Source organism: Parahaliea aestuarii, from assembly GCF_008064635.1.
GTDB classification, from domain to species: domain Bacteria; phylum Pseudomonadota; class Gammaproteobacteria; order Pseudomonadales; family Halieaceae; genus Parahaliea; species Parahaliea aestuarii.
Genome location: NZ_VRYZ01000003.1, coordinates 379,546 through 396,878, shown reverse-complemented (window position 1 = coordinate 396,878; position 17,333 = coordinate 379,546). Strand labels below are relative to the sequence as shown.

Annotated in this window: 16 protein-coding genes; 4 read left to right on the top strand and 12 right to left on the bottom strand. The window is 60.0% G+C overall.

Going from position 1 to position 17,333, the window contains the following annotated elements; translation table 11 throughout:
- Positions 1 to 71: 71 nt before the first annotated feature.
- The 5 genes from FVW59_RS09060 to FVW59_RS09035 form a co-directional block, all read right to left on the bottom strand.
- Complete coding sequence (locus FVW59_RS09060; RefSeq protein ID WP_246139691.1) at positions 72 to 911, bottom strand: IS3 family transposase; 840 nt, start codon at positions 909 to 911, stop codon at positions 72 to 74.
- An 11-nt stretch (positions 912 to 922) separates the two neighbouring features.
- Positions 923 to 1,294: a transposase gene (locus FVW59_RS09055; protein ID WP_148063922.1), complete on the bottom strand. Its 372-nt coding sequence runs from the start codon at positions 1,292 to 1,294 to the stop codon at positions 923 to 925.
- A 1,561-nt stretch (positions 1,295 to 2,855) separates the two neighbouring features.
- On the bottom strand, positions 2,856 to 3,290 hold the full coding sequence (locus FVW59_RS09045; RefSeq protein WP_148063920.1) for a hypothetical protein: 435 nt from the start codon (positions 3,288 to 3,290) through the stop codon (positions 2,856 to 2,858).
- A gap of 87 nt (positions 3,291 to 3,377) precedes the next feature.
- Positions 3,378 to 3,830 (bottom strand): PDDEXK-like family protein, encoded by a 453-nt coding sequence (locus FVW59_RS09040; protein ID WP_148063919.1) that lies wholly within the window; start codon positions 3,828 to 3,830, stop codon positions 3,378 to 3,380.
- Positions 3,831 to 3,919: 89 nt separating this feature from the next.
- Entirely contained in the window at positions 3,920 to 4,459 is a 540-nt protein-coding gene (locus FVW59_RS09035; RefSeq protein ID WP_187275829.1) for a hypothetical protein, read from the bottom strand.
- Positions 4,460 to 4,789: 330 nt separating this feature from the next.
- On the opposite strand from FVW59_RS09035, the gene FVW59_RS09030 reads away from it, so the two are divergent.
- Positions 4,790 to 5,353 carry a phage integrase N-terminal SAM-like domain-containing protein gene (locus FVW59_RS09030; protein WP_148063917.1) on the top strand — a complete coding sequence of 188 codons (564 nt, stop codon included), beginning with the start codon at positions 4,790 to 4,792 and terminating at the stop codon, positions 5,351 to 5,353.
- 151 nt (positions 5,354 to 5,504) lie between these two features.
- Here FVW59_RS09030 and FVW59_RS09025 read toward each other — a convergent pair whose 3' ends face one another.
- The 5 genes from FVW59_RS09025 to FVW59_RS09005 all read right to left on the bottom strand — a co-directional run bounded on the left by FVW59_RS09025 (position 5,505) and on the right by FVW59_RS09005 (position 9,899).
- Entirely contained in the window at positions 5,505 to 6,857 is a 1,353-nt protein-coding gene (locus tag FVW59_RS09025; protein ID WP_148063916.1) for an NAD(P)(+) transhydrogenase (Re/Si-specific) subunit beta, read from the bottom strand.
- 17 nt (positions 6,858 to 6,874) lie between these two features.
- The gene (locus FVW59_RS09020; protein ID WP_116367982.1) at positions 6,875 to 7,156 is read right to left on the bottom strand and encodes an NAD(P) transhydrogenase subunit alpha part 2; all 282 of its coding nucleotides are present in this window, start codon (positions 7,154 to 7,156) and stop codon (positions 6,875 to 6,877) included.
- 1 nt (position 7,157) lies between these two features.
- Positions 7,158 to 8,300 carry a Re/Si-specific NAD(P)(+) transhydrogenase subunit alpha gene (locus FVW59_RS09015; RefSeq protein ID WP_148063915.1) on the bottom strand — a complete coding sequence of 381 codons (1,143 nt, stop codon included), beginning with the start codon at positions 8,298 to 8,300 and terminating at the stop codon, positions 7,158 to 7,160.
- Positions 8,301 to 8,647: 347 nt separating this feature from the next.
- The gene (locus tag FVW59_RS09010) at positions 8,648 to 9,301 is read right to left on the bottom strand and encodes a ChrR family anti-sigma-E factor (protein ID WP_148063914.1); all 654 of its coding nucleotides are present in this window, start codon (positions 9,299 to 9,301) and stop codon (positions 8,648 to 8,650) included.
- A gap of 4 nt (positions 9,302 to 9,305) precedes the next feature.
- Entirely contained in the window at positions 9,306 to 9,899 is a 594-nt protein-coding gene (locus FVW59_RS09005; RefSeq protein ID WP_246139685.1) for a sigma-70 family RNA polymerase sigma factor, read from the bottom strand.
- Between the two features lie 164 nt (positions 9,900 to 10,063).
- On the opposite strand from FVW59_RS09005, the gene FVW59_RS09000 reads away from it, so the two are divergent.
- From FVW59_RS09000 to FVW59_RS08990, 3 genes are read left to right on the top strand one after another with little or no spacing between them, the layout of a single operon-like run.
- Positions 10,064 to 11,329 carry an NAD(P)/FAD-dependent oxidoreductase gene (locus FVW59_RS09000; RefSeq protein WP_148063913.1) on the top strand — a complete coding sequence of 422 codons (1,266 nt, stop codon included), beginning with the start codon at positions 10,064 to 10,066 and terminating at the stop codon, positions 11,327 to 11,329.
- Positions 11,326 to 12,102, top strand: a complete 777-nt coding sequence (locus FVW59_RS08995) for a DUF1365 domain-containing protein (protein ID WP_246139684.1) — start codon at positions 11,326 to 11,328, stop codon at positions 12,100 to 12,102. Before FVW59_RS09000 ends, FVW59_RS08995 begins: the two co-directional genes overlap by 4 nt.
- Entirely contained in the window at positions 12,095 to 13,360 is a 1,266-nt protein-coding gene (locus FVW59_RS08990) for an SAM-dependent methyltransferase (protein ID WP_148063912.1), read from the top strand. The genes FVW59_RS08995 and FVW59_RS08990 overlap by 8 nt, the downstream gene beginning before the upstream one ends.
- Here the strand turns inward: FVW59_RS08990 and FVW59_RS08985 are convergent.
- Both FVW59_RS08985 and FVW59_RS08980 read right to left on the bottom strand, forming a co-directional pair.
- Entirely contained in the window at positions 13,344 to 15,683 is a 2,340-nt protein-coding gene (locus FVW59_RS08985; protein WP_187275828.1) for an ATP-dependent DNA helicase, read from the bottom strand. The genes FVW59_RS08990 and FVW59_RS08985 overlap by 17 nt on opposite strands.
- Positions 15,673 to 17,328 (bottom strand): VRR-NUC domain-containing protein, encoded by a 1,656-nt coding sequence (locus FVW59_RS08980; protein ID WP_187275827.1) that lies wholly within the window; start codon positions 17,326 to 17,328, stop codon positions 15,673 to 15,675. Before FVW59_RS08980 ends, FVW59_RS08985 begins: the two co-directional genes overlap by 11 nt.
- Positions 17,329 to 17,333 lie beyond the last annotated feature (5 nt).

Genomic DNA, 17,333 nt, shown 5'->3' with positions numbered 1-17,333 from the left:
TCGATGACCTTTGGTCGCTCAATAACGCTTCAAGCAGGGGCCCTGAACTGGCACCACTTTTGTGGACACTTTCAGGCACATAGCCTGCTCCTTTCTTCCGGCATTGTGTAGCCGATTTGGGAGTGCAAACGCTCCCGGTTGTAGAACTCAATATACTCGACAATCTTGGCCACCGCCTCAATACGATCCTTGAAGCTGACCAGGTGGACGAGTTCAGCCTTCAGGGTGTGGAAGTAGGATTCTACGGTCGCATTGTCCAGTGGATCCCCCTTCCGACTCATGCTGCGCTGCAAGCCAGAGGTCTCAACCAATTCGCGATAATCATGCGCGGCATATTCGATGCCCTGGTCGGAGTGAAAGATGCAACCTGCGCTGATCCGTTCTCTCGACAACGCCATACGCAGCGCGCTCATCGCGAACTCGGCGCTGCGTTGTTTGGCAAACGACCACCCAACGACCTTGCGGCTGTACAGATCCAGCACCACGGCGTGATAGAGACATCCTTTTCCGGTTCTGATGTAGGTGAAGTCGCCTGCCCACTGCACGCCAGGCTGCTCGGGAGACGATTCCCGGCCCAGCAAGTTACCTGTCGCCGAGTAGAACTCGTGAAGCCCCGGCCGCCACTGATACAGGCCACAGGTCGAGGCCTTGATACCCATCTCGCACATCAGGCGCCGCACGCGCCGACGGCTGCAGGCATAGCCCAGTCTGCATAAATCCTTATGCAGGCGCGCTGCACCGTAGGCGCGTCGAAAGCCTTGATGGCGTTCCTCAATGACTGACTTGAGTTCCTGGTCATACTGTTTGCGACCGCTCACCGGTCGCCCCAGCCAGGCATAGAACCCACTCTTTGAAACACCGAACAGGTCGCACATGCGCTTGACCTTGAACTGATCACGGTTCTCCGAGATAAACTCGAAGATTACTTTTTTCTTTTCTCGAAGAACCGTTGCGCCTTTTTTAGCAGTTCAAGCTCTTCATCCCGATTTTTCAGTGCTTTTTCGAGCTGCTGAATACGCTTTTTTGCTTTGAGCAGTTCTGCGTCATTTTCAACGCGAGGATCAGCCCGATCAGGTCGTCGTTTAGGTGATGGCTTGGAAGGCTTCATGTTCTTGTTTTCCCTCAGCTCGCCTCGCCGATGCTCCATGCACCAGCGGTAAAGCATGACTGGATGTAGCCCCAATGATTCTGCTACGTCCTTTGTCTTAACGTCAGGGTAGCTAGCCAACCTAACGGCTTGGAGCTTGTAGGCCAAAGTGTACCGATCATAGTTACGCTTTCTTGTTTGCCCCATGTGCAGGACCTCTTTGAATTGACGGTTGGTTACCGTCCATCAAAGTGGTGCTAGTTCACTGCCGAAGGCGGTCGGCTTGAGTGAATTGTTACGTATTGTGCCAGCAGGTCTCCAGCCGCAACGGATGCGACAAGGATTAGCCACCAGCCAAAGTACATACCGAGCCGAGAAGGTACAAACTGCACCCAAACGACACTGCCCAGCACAAAAGCCAAGCAAAGGTAGATGCACGCCCTGACTAGCATTACTTTAGGCTTGATTCCGCCTTTGGCCCATAGAGTTTTCAACGAGTAGACAAGACCAGACAAGCCGATGATGCATAGCGCCAGTAGCGGAATCCCGGCCCAGTTTCCTAAAATGGCGGGACCAAAGAAAAGAATGCCGAACGCACACCAAAATCCCCAGTAAACCGACGGGACTAAGGCGAGCGCAAAATACGCTTTTCTCCTTACTTCAGCTCTGATCATAAAATACGTAACGCTTACGGCAAAGGCGCGCGCTGTTTGCGCGTCCGGCTTGCCCGTACTGGTTATTGGGCCGTTGGTTGAGTTGGAACATTTAGAAGGGCTCCCCGCAAAACTTACACTTTTTTGGAACGTTCGTAGCCAAAATAAAATGCTCTCCTCCGGTGGAGTAACATACGGGTTTTTGGCAATTGGGACAGACTGCGGAGCTTTGCCGTTGGAATACTAATAATGTAATCGCATATAGGAATAGGCTCCCGCCCATCCCTAGAAGAATCTTCATTTCAGTTTGGACGGAATGGGAGGTAATAACCTCAATTAGGCCCACAGCCACGGATACAGAAAGGATCAAACCAATCCAGGTTTGGGTGAGAATTTTCTTTCTGATTCTACTGTTCCCCAATGATCATATTTCTCAATAAATGGAGCCGAGGATGAACTGGTGGTAGTGGGCTAAGGCCCTATAACGCCTAGGTTTGGGGCGGACCACGCAGTGGGCCGTCCCAGCCGAAGGCGACAACACCGTCTTGTTATGTGCCATCCTGGCACCTCGCCGCAATCTCTAAGTATTTGGATTGAAGTTTAGTGCCCTCAAACTCCGGGCTCGCTATAACCACGGGCGTTGTAGCTTGTTCCGAGGCACGGACAAGAAAAACTGCATCCATTTCCAATAAATGCGAAGTAAACCAAGAAAGAATACAACCATTCGGCACATCGAGCTCAATCGTCTCTGATCCTGCGGACTCAATGCGCTGACGGAGCGAGACTAAAGTGTCTCGACTTTGCGTATCGGTTGTGTAGTAAGCGCCTGTCTTCTGCACGTAAAGTATTCCGCTGGAGGCCGCGACTAGGCCAAAGTACTCCGCTAGAAAAACGTCTTCGGGGGGATTTACGCGATAATCAAATGTAAGCTCATTTGAGCGCGAACATCCAAGCAGGACCGCAACCATGATGCAAAGGGAAAGGGTTTTACTCATCGCGGCACATAACGCCCAGCGCAGGCGCAGCCAGTGCGGAGCTCCTTTTGTGTTAATGTTTGAGCGCCAGCGAGTAACACAAAAGGTGCGTAGCGTTGGCTGTCGCTCTGCCGCTGTTTGTTAGGTTTGGTGTTCCTGGAAATATGACAATGCACCAACACCTACAGTGTCAAAGAGCGCTTGTTCTGTCGAGCTTCTCCATAGTGCCATCCCAATTTTTGGAAAAATATATGAGCATCCATTATCTTCTTCCACAACCTCTTCCGTGCTCAGCAGGGACAGCAACTCTTCTACCGAGAGATCAAACAAAGAATGACCAAAATAAATAAGATCTATCCCGGCCTTTCTGCTCGCTTCAATATACTCGGCACAATCTGATTCATCATAAAACACCTGACACTGCTCAAGTTCATAGCTATCTACTATGGTTTTCGAGAGTGGACTCTTCCTAAACGTACCATCTGGCTCACCGCAATGTTCATTTACAGCGTGTCGAGGCCATCCGATCACGAATGCTCCGATGGAATCCCCTGGAATTACGCTTAATTGCATCATGATGAAACCTAACGCTTACCGCAGCGGCGCGAAAACCGCGTAGCGGTTTTGGCGTCCGGCCCCGCAGGGGCGAACTGTCGGTTCTTGTTAAGGCGACGACGCACCCAAGAAATCTCCTATTAGATCCCACCGATCCTGGAAGCGCTGGATTTCCTTTAATCGAGACTTCACGATTTTTCCCCAGTTATTTTTAGGATCACGGACATCAAGAACATACTCGACTGGCATGACGTAGAAATCGGGATCTCGAATCCCCAAGTCACCCGATTTTTTGGGCTTGGGATAGCCCCTGTTCAGGGTAACAAGCACAACGAAATCGCAATCAAAGTTCTTGATGATGAAGCCGTCCCAGTTTGTCTGCCATCGGCTCTTGACCTGGACACGAGCCGAAGTATTTGATTCCGCGTTCGTCGCAATCAGGTCATAACCAGGGAAATTACTGTATGCCTTGAACGTGGGAATTTGGTTGAGCAAGAGGTGCCCAAGAACCAAAAATTCCGCTCCTTCAGACTCCAGTTTCGTATCTCTGCGCTGAGCCATATCGAGTCGCCTTAACGCCGCGTTAAAGGGCCGAAAAAGCGGAGCTTTTGAGGTCCCAGTGAGCAAAGCGAACGGTTTTGAACGCTTTGTTAACTGTGTTTGGCACTTAAAAGCTTCCTGTCCGTATAAACTTTGGTCTCTTTGAGCTCTGAATTATAGAATATTATCTTAGAATCCCTATATCTCAGAACCACACCATCAAAGCAACGATCCTCATCTTCAATGCAGATTATGTCTGCGGGGGCCGCAATAACTTCTTTAGCAGCTTTTTTTGCATCAGGTATTACTGGAATAAGAAGTAAGAACGCTATTGGTATAGTGCTGAACACAACGAATGGAAGGCTTTCAATATCTATAAATTTATTTAATGTGGACTTTGGAATACGTCTTTTAAGAGGTACGTAACATATACCAATAATTCCAAGGACAAAAACCAACCATGTGATATTCTTTGAATACGAGAGCAGTAACAGCATGCCACCTATAGAAAGATAATCTAGGGGTGATCCCATCATTTCATAATAATTCACCCCAAACTCTTCTAGAAATGAAGCATCGTAGATGAATCCAATCACATATGTGACTGTTACTAAGATAGAAAACAATAGACTCAATGTTTTTATGAACACCGCTTACTCCGTCAAACAGTTAACAGCTAATTAATTTGATATTTTCTGATATCACTTTTCACATTACTTCAGAGTAGCCTCCGATCCGATCAAGCGTATCACCAGGCTTTACGCCACTTCTACACCTTCCAGCCTGTATAGCTCGCAAGGGCTCACTGAATTTTTCAGCGTTCATGCTAACCGCATTGGCCCTTTGTTCACTACAAAGATATTTCCAACCCCAGTAGTCATGCCCATCAAAGCCGACTTCTCCAGGATAAATGGAACTTTTCCCATTAAAAATGGCCATTTTCTTGCGAATACATCACTCCACCCTAAAGTTTCGGGAGTATGTCCACACGTGTTCTTCCTATGGATAACATACCTCCCAGGATCAATAGTGAATCCACCCGCTTCATGGATGTCCTTCGCGCAGATATTCGCGCCCGTGGCTATGCCTATGCAACGGAACGAACTTATCTCCACTGGGTCAGGCGTTTTATCCATTTTCACAAGAGGCGCCATCCAAAAGACCTTGGTAAAACTGAAATCGAATCGTTTCTCAACCATCTGGCGGTCTCCGCAAACGCTTCACCCTCAACTCAACGTACCGCACTCAATGCGCTGATGTTTCTTTACTCGAAGCACTTCGGACTTGCTCCGGAATTACTGGAATTCCAGCGTGCCAAGCCCAGTCGCAGGCTACCAACCGTTCTGTCCCACGAAGAAGTTCAACAGATTCTCGCCTGCATGTCCGGCACTCCTCGACTCATGGTAGAACTGCTCTACGGCAGCGGCCTCAGGTTGCAGGAGTGTTTGAGCCTTCGTGTGAAGGATATCGATTTTGAACTCAGGACCATCATCGTGAGGCAAGGTAAAGGGGATAAGGACCGAAGTACATTCTTGCCGGCATAGACCGTGGATTGGCTACATGCGCAGATTAAGAAAATGCTGGCATTGCACCAGCAATAGCTCGCCGGTGGTTATGGAACAGCTGAAAAAAACGCCGGCACAAAGGCCGGCGTTTTCTGGGTATGAGCCCCTGCCTGCACAGGGGCACGGCGGGTTATGAGCCGCTCAATTCGCGAATCAGGCCGCCGATGGACTCCTTGGCATCGCCGAACAGCATGCGCGTGTTCTCTTTGTAGAACAGCGGGTTCTCGATGCCGGCGAAACCGGAAGCCATGGAGCGCTTGAGTACGAACACGGTGCGGGCGGAATCCACGTTGATCACCGGCATGCCGTAGATGGGCGAGGACTGCACGTCGCGCGCCGCCGGGTTCACTACGTCGTTGGCGCCGATGACGATAGCCACGTCCACGGTTTCCATGCGCGGGTTGATGTCGTCCATCTCCAGTAGCTGGTCGTAGGGTACGTCGGCTTCCGCCAGCAACACGTTCATGTGGCCGGGCATGCGCCCGGCTACCGGGTGAATACCGAAGTTCACTTCCGTGCCCCTCTTCTCCAGCAGCTCGGTCAACTCTTTCACTACGTGCTGGGCCTGGGCCACGGCCATGCCGTAACCGGGAATGATGGCCACGCTGGAGGCGGCTTCCAGCACGTAGTAGGCGTCTTCGACGGAGATCGGCTTGATCTCGCCTTCAATCTCGGTCTCCTCCGTACTCACACTGCCAAAGCCGGAGAACAGCACATTGGACAGGGAACGGTTCATGGCTTTGCACATGATCTTGGTGAGGATGATGCCGGAAGCGCCCACTAGCGAACCCGCCACAATGAGGATGTTGTTGTTCACCGCGAAGCCGGCGGCACAGGCCGCCAGGCCGGAGTAGGAGTTCAACAGTGAAATCACCACGGGCATGTCGGCGCCGCCGATGGGGATGACCGCCATGATGCCGAACAGCAGGGACAAACCGATCACCGCGTACAGCCAGGTCGGGTTTTCGGGCTGCAGGCAGAACATCACCGCGCTGGCCAGAATGGCGAGCACAATCAGGCTGTTGACGATCTGCTGGCCGCGGAACATGACCGCGCCGGAGCCGATGGTTTCGCTCAGTTTGCCCCAGGCGATCAGCGAGCCGGTGAAGGTCAGGCCACCGATGAGGATGGACAGGACAATGGTCACCAGGGTGAAGGTATTGGTCGCTGTGCTCAGGGCTGCCGCGCCCACCAGCAGACTGGCCATGCCGCCAAAGCCGTTGAACAGCGCCACCATCTCGGGCATGGAGGTCATCTGCACCAGGCGCGCGGCGGCGGCACCGATGGCGCCCCCGACCAGAACGCCGGCAATGATCCACTGGTACTCGACAATGCCCTTGTCCAGCAGGGCGGCGACAATGGCCACCAGCATGCCCACCGAGGACATCAGGTTGCCCTTGCGCGCAGTAGCGGCGGAGCCGAGCAATTTCAGGCCGAAGATGAACAGGGCGGCGGAAACCACGTAGGCGAGCTGGATAATCATTTGCGTGCTTTCCACAATCAGCCCCCCTTCTTCTTGAACATGGCGAGCATGCGGTCGGTCACCAGGTAACCGCCCACCACGTTGATGGTGGCCAGCGCCACGGCACCGGCACCCAGCCAGTTGGCGAGGTCGTGCTGGCCGGTACCGGCCAGGCTCACTGCGCCCACCACGGTGATGCCGGAAATCGCGTTGGCGCCGGACATCAGTGGAGTGTGCAGGGTTGCCGGCACCTTGTTGATCAGTTCAAAGCCCAGAAAAATGGACAGCATGAGAATAAACGTGAGGAATACGGCTTCCATATCAGTTCGCCCCCTCCAGGATGTTCTTGATGGTTTCGTTAGTGACCTCACCGCCGTGGGTGATGATGCAGCCGGGCAGGATGTCGTGCTCGAAGTCGATCACGAACTGCTTGCTCTCCTTGTCCCAGACGTCTTCCACCAGATTGAACAGGTTGTTGGAGTACATCTTGCTGGCGTCGCGGCAGACGTTATTCGGCAGGTTGGCCTGGCCGATGATCTTCACGCCGTTGACCTCCACGGTTTCGCCGGGCACGGAGCCCTCCACGTTACCGCCAGTCTCCGCGGCCATATCCACAATCACGGAACCGGGCTGCATGCCTTCGACCATGTCGCGGGTTACCAGTACAGGTGGCTTGCGTCCAAAGACCTGGGCAGTGGTAATCACCACGTCGGACTGGGCAATCACATCCTTCTGTGCCTGGCGCTGCTTCTCGATCTGTTCCGGTGTCAGCTCCTGGGCATAACCGCCAGCGGTTTCGCTGGTTCCACCGAGATCGATCTCAAGGAAGGTGCCGCCCAGCGAGCGCACCTGCTCCGCCACGACCGGGCGGGTATCGAAGGCCGTCACCTTGGCGCCGAGGCGCTTGGCGGTGGCGATGGCCTGCAGGCCGGCCACGCCGGCACCGAGAATAAAGACCTTGGCGGGCTTCAGGGTACCCGCCGGGGTCATCATCATAGGCATGATGCTGGGCATGTGATTCGCCGCCAGCAGTACGGTCACGTAGCCCGCCAGGTTAGCCTGGGAACTCAGCGCGTCCATCTTCTGGCTGCGGGTGGTACGGGGGATCATTTCCATGCTGATGGCGGTAACCCCCTGCTTTTGCAGGGCCCGCACCAGCTCGTGCTCGTTGAAGGGGTCGAGATAGGAAATGTGCACGCAGCCCGACGGGATCAGGGCCACCTCTTCCATGGTCGGCTTGCGCAGGCGCAGCAGAATCTGGGCCTCGGCAAACAGTTTGTTGCGATCGGGCTCGACGCTGGCGCCGGCTTCCGTGTATTGCTCGTCAGAAAATCCGGAGCCTGCCCCCATGCCGGGTTCGATAACCACCTCGGCGCCGAGCAGGGCGAGCTTCTTGACCGTTTCCGGAATGACCGGCACACGGTTCTCCCCCGGATGCGTCTCCTTGGGTACTGCAATGCGCATATTTTTCTACCCCATACCTGTGTGTCTAAGCTTGTGGGTTTATAGTTTCTGCTGTAACTTCTGCGAGCTACTTGTCTATACCGCCCGGCCCAAAACTACAGGGCCTCGAAAAAAGCGGCGAACGACTGTAGCACAGTGCGGCGCAAGGCCGTAACTATGCCCGTCATTCACCTTCTGAATCCTGCCAGTTGCATCAGGGCGGCCGCGCACCCTAACCCCGGGCGCGACAGTTCGACAAATATAGCCTTCCCGCAGGGCCAAACAATGTCCCTGCGTTCCAACTATATAGACTCGTGGAAACAGCGCCGAAGCGCCTCACACGTTTGGGGGATATTGACGCTGCGAACTCAGCCCGGCCGCAATTGCACGAAGGGGTTCATCCAGCGGTGAGCCCAGCCGCGGAAGCGCAGGGGGGCATCCAGCACACCCAGGCAGATGCAGTCCTCCGACTGCAAGGCGGTAGGGGCATGCTCTTCACCGGACCGGCGGAACAGGAAATCACCGGCGTGATAGTCGCCGTCGGCATCGGAAAAACCGCCCTGCAGCACCAGGGTGATCTCGTCGCCGCAGTGGTCGTGCAGGGGAATGCGTCCGCCGGCGCGAATGTGGTAGAGCGCGAATTCGTGGCCGGGATCGCCAGTTCTCAGATAGGAAATGGCCAACTTGCGGGTAACCTTCTTCCACACCAGGTCGGCAAAATCACCGTTCATCAGGCGCTGCAGAATGGCCGGCGTTTTCTCTCCGGCCGCTTGCTGCCTGGCAAAGTGGAGTGGCGGCTCCTCGTCCAGTCTCGCCAGCGTCATGTCCAGCAGCTGTTCGCTGACGACCTCGGGCGCAACCCGCTCAAACAGGGCGGCGCCCACCTCCTGCAAACCACTCACAGTGCGTCGGCACTCGTGACAGTAATTGAGATGGGCGGCAACACACGCACTCTGGGCCAGCGGCAGGGTGCCGGCGACGTGGGCGGTTAAAAAGTCGATGTCGGGGTGATAGTGAGGCATGGCGTCAGGCTGTCATCTGAATCTGGAGTTTCTGCAGGGCAAGTCGTACGCGGGACTTCACTGTCCCGAGTGGCAGGTCGAGTTCCGCCGCTGCCTCGGCGTGGGATTTGCCTTCCATGTAAACCTTGGCAAGGATCTGTGCCTGGTCCACCGGCAGGCCGGCCATCAGCTCTCGCACGCGCTGGCCGTTGCGACGACTCTGGATCTGCTCGAAAGGCTCCTCGTCGGCGCCATCGGGCGCCACATCCTCGGCTGCCAGCGGCGTGTCGAATTTCTGCAGGCGGCGGAACAGGTCGGTGCGGCAGTTGCGGGCAATGGTGTAAATCCAGGTGCTGGCCGCGGCCTTGTTCGGGTCGAAGGCAGCGGCCTTTTGCCACACTTTGATCATCACTTCCTGCACCAGTTCATCCGCGTGGTTGGCGGACAGCCGCGAACCCGCCAGGGCAAAACCCTTGATCAGCGGCGCGAAATGGCGAAACAGGCGCGTGAACGCGGCCCGGTCGGCGCTGCGGGCGATCGCCAACAGGCAATCGCTCCACTCGTCCCCGCGCGGGGTGGCGATCGAAGAATCCTGTCTGTCACTGCCGGATGGCGACACTGGCACTTCCTGCAAGGTGGGTTACGCTCAAGTATACGCAGGCAATACGACAGCCGGATCACCTGTCGATAGATAAAAATTCTGATCCGCTGTGACACCGCAGGCGTATTTCTTGCAGTAACCCAGCCAGACGGCCCTTTCGGCCGTCGATCAGAGGAGGTCCTTTGAATATAGCGGTCATTGGCAGCGGCATTTCCGGACTGGCCTGCGCCCACTATCTCAGTGCCCAGCACTGCGTCAGTGTGTTTGAGTCCGACCAGCGTATCGGCGGTCACACCGCCACGGTGGATGTGAAACTCGGCACCCGGCGCTACGCCATCGACACCGGCTTTATTGTGTTCAACGACTGGACCTACCCCAGTTTCATTGCCCTGCTGGACGAACTCGGCATCCCCAGCCGCCCGACGACCATGGGCTTCAGCGTGCACGACGCCGCCAGCGGCCTGGAGTATTCCGGCGGCAGCCTGGACACGCTGTTCGCACAGCGCCGCAACCTGCTTTCACCCCGCTTTCTCGGCATGGTGCGCGACATCCTGCGCTTTAATCGCGAGTCGGTGGCGGACCTTGAAGCGGGCCGGCTGGACGCCGGCGAAACCCTGGGCCAGTACCTGCATCGCAACAAGTACGGCGAGGCCTTCCGTCGCGATTACCTGGTGGCCATGGCCTCCGCCATCTGGAGCGCCGACAGCGACACCGTCAACGCCTTCCCGCTGGAATTTTTCCTGCGCTTTTTCCGCAACCACGGTCTGCTGAACATCAAGGACCGGCCCCAGTGGCGGGTGATCGAGGGCGGGTCGCGGGAGTACCTGCGCCCCCTGTGCCGGCGCTTTGAGTCGCGTATCCACACCGGCTGTCCGGTGCGCAGCCTGAGCCGCCCCGCCAACGGCGGCGTGCTGCTGCAGTTACAGGATGGCCGCGAACTGCCCTTCGACCAGGTGGTCATCGCCACCCACTCGGACCAGGCGCTGGCAATGCTGCAGGACCCGGCGGCCGCGGAACGGGAAATCCTCGGCGCCCTGCCCTACCAGTCCAACGATGTAGTGCTGCACACCGACACCCGCCTGCTGCCGCGCCAGCGCAAGGTGTGGAGCAGCTGGAACTACCACCTGGGCGCCGACAGCGAGCGCGCCGTTGTCACCTACAATATGAACATCCTGCAGGGACTGCAGGCGCCGGAGACCTTCTGCGTCACCCTGAACAACAGCGAGGCCATCAATCCGCACAAGGTGCTCGGCCGCTTCAGCTATGATCACCCGGTTTTTTCCCTGCAGGGCATCGCCGCCCAGCAGCGCTGGAAGGAAATCAACGGCGTGCGCAACACCTGGTACTGCGGCGCCTACTGGCACAATGGCTTCCACGAGGACGGCGTGAACAGCGCCCTGCGGGTAGCGCGCGCCCTCAACTCAAGCCAGCAAAGGGTAGCTGCGTGACAGCACTGCGTTCACGCCTGTACGAGGGCTGGCTGCAGCACCGCCGCCACCAGCCGCGGGCGCACCAGTTCCGCTACCGGGTGTTCATGCCCTACCTGTGTCTCGACGAGCTGCCGGAACTGTTCGAACACTCGCCACTGTGGTCCAGCGAGGGGCGCACGCCGGCCAGCTTCCGCCGCAGTGATTTCCTCGGTGACCCGGCCATACCGCTGGACGACGCGGTTCGCCAGCGGGTACAGCAAGAGTCGGGAGAACGGCCGGAAGGCCCCATCTATCTGCTGGCCAACCTGCGTTACTTCGGCTTCAGCATGAACCCCATCGCCTGCTACTACTGCTTCAACAGCGACGAGACCCGCTTGCAGTACATCGTTGCGGAGGTGACCAACACCCCCTGGAATGAGCGTCACAGCTACGTGCTGGCCGGGCCGGAGCACGCGCAAGGGTGGCTGCGCCGCGATTTCGACAAGGCCTTCCACGTATCGCCCTTCCAGCCCATGAACATGCGCTACCACTGGCGCAGCAATACGCCCGGCGGCGCCTTGCGCCTGCACCTGGCCAACAGCGCCGGCGGCGAGAGGGTATTCGACGCCTGCCTGTCGCTCAGCGCCAAACCCTGGACCCGCAGTAATCTGCACCGCGCCCTGCTGCGCTACCCGGCGATGACAGCAAAGGTTGGACTGGGTATCTACTGGCAGGCGCTGAAACTCTACACCAAGGGCCTGCCCTTCTATTCTCACCCCGATAAAAACCTGTCCGGAGCCAGCAATGACTAGCCAGACCTCAATCAGTTCGGGCACCGCGCCCGCCATCGCCCGCCCCAAAGGCAGCCATGACGGAATGGCGCGGCGACTCCTGATGAAAGTCCTGACCCGCCTCTACGCCGGGGAACTCGTAATTTACGAAGAGGGCCAAAGCCACCGCTTCGGCGGCAACGCGGAAGGCCCGCTGGCGGAGATACAGGTCCATAACCCCCGCGCCTGGCGCCGTGTGCTGGAAGGCGGGGTAATCGCCGCCGGCGAGAGCTACATGGACGGCGACTGGTCTTCCAGTGATCTCACCAGCGTCACCCGACTGTTCAGCGCCAACCTGCAGACCATGGATAGCATGGAGGCGGAGCAGTCCTTCCTGCTGCGCTGGACGTTGAAACTGGCGCACCGGCTGCGCCGCAACAACCTGCGCGGTTCGCGCGAAAATATCAGCGCCCACTACGATCTCGGCAACGATTTTTTCGCCCTCTTCCTCGACCCGACGATGATGTACTCGTCCGCCCTGTTCACCGACGGCGCCGCCACCCTGGAATCCGCCGCCGAGGCAAAACTGGACGAGCTCTGCCGCCAGCTGGAACTCAAGCCGGAGGATCACCTGCTGGAAATCGGCACCGGCTGGGGCGGCATGGCGCTGCACGCTGCGCGACACTACGGCTGCAGGGTCACCACGACCACCATTTCGCGGGAGCAGTATGAATACACCTGCAAGGCGGTGGAAAGCGCCGGACTTGCGGACCGGATAACCGTGCTGTGTGAAGACTACCGCCTGCTGCGCGGGCAGTACGACAAGGTAGTTTCCATCGAGATGCTGGAAGCCGTCGGGCACCAGTACTACAGCGAGTATTTCCGCCGCTGCAGTGAATTGCTCAAGCCCCACGGCAAGCTGGTCATTCAGGTGATCACCATTCCGGACCAGCGCTACCAGCAGGCACGAGACTCGGTGGACTTTATCAAGCGCTACATCTTCCCCGGCGGCTGCCTGCCGTCACTCTCCGTTATCGCAGGCCATCTGGCTGAAGACAGCGACCTGGAGCTGGTGCACCTGCGGGACATTACCGCCGACTACGCGGAAACGCTGGCCCACTGGCGCCAGCGCTTCCTCGCGCAGCTGGATGCCGTGCGCAAACAGGGCTTCGACGAGCGCTTTATCCGCATGTGGGAGTACTACCTCTGCTACTGCGAGGGCGGCTTTCGCGAACGCATCATCGGCACCGTGCAGTTCGCCGCGGTGAAGCCCGGCTATCGCGTCACTCTGGGCGGCTAGCGCCCACCCCGGCCTCGGGCGGCTCCGGCACTGGTAGTTCCGGCATGGGTAAGGCCGGCATCGCCGCGCTGTAGTCCCACCAGGGCGGCAACAGCTCGCGATAGCGCGGCTCGCGGTAGCGCGTGTCGATCAGCAGGGCGCGGCCGCAATCACCGGCGCCGCGCACCACCCGCCCCAGCGCCTGCGCCACCCGCTGCATGCCGGGGTACTGGAAGGCATAGGCAAAGCCATCGCCGAAGCGCTGCTGGAACAGGTGCTGGCGCAGGCGGGTGTCGTCGTCCAGGCCCGGCATGCCCACGCCCACAATCACGACACTGCTGAGCAGGTCACCCGGCAGGTCCACGCCCTCGCCCAGACTGCCGCCTAGCACGGTAAACACGGCCAGGCTGCGGTGCGTCGCCAGCAGCGCCAATTGCGCATCGCGGTCGGCATCGCTCTCCCCCGCCAGCTGGGCCACAATGCGCCGCCCCGGTACTTCGCCGACCAGGTCGAGACAGTCCTGCAGGTAACGATAGCTGGGGAAGAACAGCAGGCAGTTGCCGCCAACCGCCTGCAGCCACTGGCGCAAGCGCGCGGCCAGTGCCGGTAGCGAGGCCGCACGCCGCGCGTAGCGTGTGTCGATGTCCGCGGCCAGCGTCACCTGCAACTGCTCCGGAGCAAAGGGCGAGGCAGCGCGAAAGCAAACGCTGTCGAGGGGCAGGCCCAGGGATTCCCGCGCCCAGGGAAAGGGGCTCAGCGTGGCGGAAAAGGCCACCACCGCATGCTGGCGCTGGTTGCGTTCCGCCAACAGGCGACCGGCGTCAATGCAGTTGCAGCGCAGCTGCAGGGCGCCGCCCTGCCAATTCAGTTCACAGCGATAGTCCGGCCCCCAGTGCTCGATACAGCGCAGCAACTGCAGGCACTCGAAGTAGGTGTCCATCAGGCCCGCGTGGCGCGCCACTGCCAGCGGGCGCCGGGCCAGTTCCTCGCCCACCTGGGATGCCAACAACTGCAGGGCCTGCTGCACGCCATCGGGAACCGCCTCGAGCACACTGCTGGCTCCTGTCTCCCCGGTTTTCTCCAGCGCCAGCAGTATCCGGTTGAGCTTGTCGAGGGCACACTTGAGCGGGCCGGCTGGCACTTCCCGCCGCGCTGCCAGCACCCCCTTGCGCGCCAGGCGGCCACTGAACATGCCCCGCGCCCGGGCGGGCAGGTTGTGAGCCTCGTCCAGCAGCACCGAACTGCGGCGGCCGCTGTCGGCCAGCGGCGCCAGTGCGGGGGTAAAACTGTAGAGGTAGTGAAAGTCGGCGATGACGGTGTCCATCCAGGGCAGCAAATCCCAGGACAGTTCGTAGGGGCAGACGCTGAATTCCCGCGCCAGGGACTGCAACGCCTGCTGGTCGAGGGCCGGGCTCGCCAGGGCCGCGGCCATCGCCTGCGGCAGGCGGTCGTAGTAACCACGGGCGTAGGGGCAGTCGTCACCGTGGCAGGCCTTACCCGGCGAGAGGCACACCCGCTCCTTCGCCGTCAGGGTCAGGGCGCGCCCGTGATAGCCGGCGGCCCGGAACAGTTCCAAGGTCTGCTCGGCGGCGCGCCGGCCGGAGCGCTTGGCGGTGCAGAACACCACCCGCTCGTGCTTGCCCTGCCCCAGCGCGATCAACGCCGGGTAGAGCACCGCCGCAGTCTTGCCGATTCCGGTGGGGGCCTCCAGCAACAGGCGACCGCCGCGATCCACACACTTGTAGACCCGCTCCGCCAGGTCCCGCTGGCCGGCGCGAAAGTTGCCGTGGGGGAATGCCAGGCCCGCCAGGCTGGCATCCCGCGCCCGGCACTGCCGGTGCAGCTGCCCCAGCCAGGCGCCAAAACGTTCCAGGGCCCAGTGCAGGAAATCCTCCAGCTCGGCGCGCGCATAGTGCTGGCTGAGCGGGTATTCGCGGTCTTCGTCGATGTGCAACCAGGTGAGGCGCACCTCCAGTTCCGGCAGGTCCTGCGCGCGGGCGATCAATGCCGCATACAACCGGGCCTGGGCCAGGTGACTGCGACTCAGCGCCTCGGGCAGCAACTGTGGATCGACCCGGCAGGTTTTTATTTCTTCCACCTGGCGGGCGTCAGGGTCAAAACCATCGGCCCGCCCGCGCAGGCGCAGGGCGAGCTCACCGCATTGAAAGACCTCGTCCACCGCGTACTCCGGCTGGTAGCTCTCCGGCCGCCGGCGGTACAGGCGCTGGTGGCCCTCGATACCCTCGCGCGCCTCGGGGCTGGGGCGCAGGCGGTGGTCGATGTCGCCAGCGCGAAAGCAGAATGCGGCGAGCTCGCGCACCGCTACGCTGTATTCAGCGCTCACGCCACTGCACCCAGGCCACCGCGGCGGGAATGCCCTCGGCGGCAAAGATACGCAGCCAGCGTTTCTGGCTGTCCTGCAGGGCGTCCCCGGGCCCCTTTACCTCGACCATGCAGTAATCGCCCGGCGTCTCGCCAAAGGCGATCAGGTCGGGGAACCCGCGGCGATAGGCTTCGGGGTCGAACAGCAGGCGCCGCCACAGGGCCAGCAAATGCCCGGGGGGAATGACCGCCAGCGCCTGGTCCAGCAGCGGCCGGCTGAGCAGGCGCCAGTTCACCCAGCGGCACTGCAACCCCTGGTGGGCGTCAAAGTTGTAGCGCAACAGGTCGGCCAGGTCGCCCGTCTGCAGCGCCGCCAGCCGCGCTTCTATCTGGTCGCGTCGGCGGGGGTAGAAGTTACCGTCGAACATGTCCGCCGGCGCCGACTGGAAGGGATTGTGAAAGGCGCCGCGCAGCGGACTGAAAATCTGCTCCCAGAAGGCGAGCCCGAACAAACTGTTCATCAGCGCGTTTTCCACGTAGTGCACCGCCTGCCACTGGCTGTGCAGGGCCTCGGCCGCGGCCCGCTCCACACCACCCAGGCCGCGCGGCAGCAGCAGGTCGAGGCGCTCGAAACTGTCCCGGCGGCGGCGCTCCGGTTGCCGGCCCAGTTTGCGCTGGGCGCGGGGCAGGATGCGCCGGGCCGCCTCGCGCTCCTCCTCATTCCAGGGCGCGGCGAGCATCGCTTCGCACAGCGCTGCCACGGCGGGCCAGTCCGCCAGCGCTTCCAGCACCCGCGCCTGCCGCTCCCGGGCCGGCGGCAGGCACGAGCGCCGGTACAGGGCCAGGGCGAGTTCGCGTTGGTCGAGGCGCTCCAGTTGCCGGGCGACCCGGTTGCACAGTCGCCACCAGCGGCGCTCGGTGGCGGTATAGGCCTGCGGCAGGGACAGCAGGTGTTCAGCGAGCGCCACCAGGCCCTCGTCATCACCGGCCTCGCGCAGCTCGGCATAGGTATCCGCCAGCGCCGCACAGGCCAGGTAGTCATCCACTGCCGCCCGGGTGGCGAAGAGCCGGTGCTCGCGGTCCAGGCGGTAGGGCGGGTAGCGGGCGATGCCGAGGTCGCTGAGGATGAACTCCGTCAGGCTCTGGCGCCGGTTGCCAAAAAACAGCAGTTGCAACAGGGCCAGGCAGTCCAGGTGCAGGGGGGCGACAATGGCGTCGTCGCCGGCACAGGCGGCGAGCAGGGCATCCTCCCCCGCCGCTTCTGTCCACTGCGCCAGTGCCGCCACATCGGCCGCCTTGTCGCGCCCGGCGGGCAGCAGCCCCGGAAAGCGCTGGCGCAGTTCAGGCCGGGTGTAGAGCCGCCCTGCCTCTGCTGCGGTCAGCGCATTCGCCTGTTGCAGCAGGCCTGCCGCCAGCAGGCTTTCGACAGCGCCGTCGAGGGAACCGATTTCGGGATAGGACAGCCGCGACAGGCGGAACCAGGGGCCGACCCGGGAGGCCAGGCGCAGGTAGAGGCACTGGGCCTCCTCCGGCTGGGCGCGCAGGGTCTGCAGCCACTGCTGCTCCTGCGGCAGCAGCAGGTCCCCGTACTGGGCCTCTACCGTGCCACAGAGGCGGCGGAAATTATCGAGGTAGTAGCGCGGCGGCAGCGCAACGGCCGTAGCCATCATTC

What these genes read in the sequence shown, in the direction of transcription:
- FVW59_RS09055 (WP_148063922.1), bottom strand. Translation starts at nt 1,294, where the DNA reads ATGGGGCAAACAAGAAAGCGTAACTATGATCGGTACACTTTGGCCTAC.
- FVW59_RS09045 (WP_148063920.1), bottom strand. Translation starts at nt 3,290, where the DNA reads ATGATGCAATTAAGCGTAATTCCAGGGGATTCCATCGGAGCATTCGTG.
- FVW59_RS09040 (WP_148063919.1), bottom strand. Translation starts at nt 3,830, where the DNA reads ATGGCTCAGCGCAGAGATACGAAACTGGAGTCTGAAGGAGCGGAATTT.
- FVW59_RS09030 (WP_148063917.1), top strand. Translation starts at nt 4,790, where the DNA reads ATGTCCACACGTGTTCTTCCTATGGATAACATACCTCCCAGGATCAAT.
- FVW59_RS09025 (WP_148063916.1), bottom strand. Translation starts at nt 6,857, where the DNA reads ATGATTATCCAGCTCGCCTACGTGGTTTCCGCCGCCCTGTTCATCTTC.
- FVW59_RS09020 (WP_116367982.1), bottom strand. Translation starts at nt 7,156, where the DNA reads ATGGAAGCCGTATTCCTCACGTTTATTCTCATGCTGTCCATTTTTCTG.
- FVW59_RS09015 (WP_148063915.1), bottom strand. Translation starts at nt 8,300, where the DNA reads ATGCGCATTGCAGTACCCAAGGAGACGCATCCGGGGGAGAACCGTGTG.
- FVW59_RS09010 (WP_148063914.1), bottom strand. Translation starts at nt 9,301, where the DNA reads ATGCCTCACTATCACCCCGACATCGACTTTTTAACCGCCCACGTCGCC.
- FVW59_RS08990 (WP_148063912.1), top strand. Translation starts at nt 12,095, where the DNA reads ATGACTAGCCAGACCTCAATCAGTTCGGGCACCGCGCCCGCCATCGCC.
- FVW59_RS08980 (WP_187275827.1), bottom strand. Translation starts at nt 17,328, where the DNA reads ATGGCTACGGCCGTTGCGCTGCCGCCGCGCTACTACCTCGATAATTTC.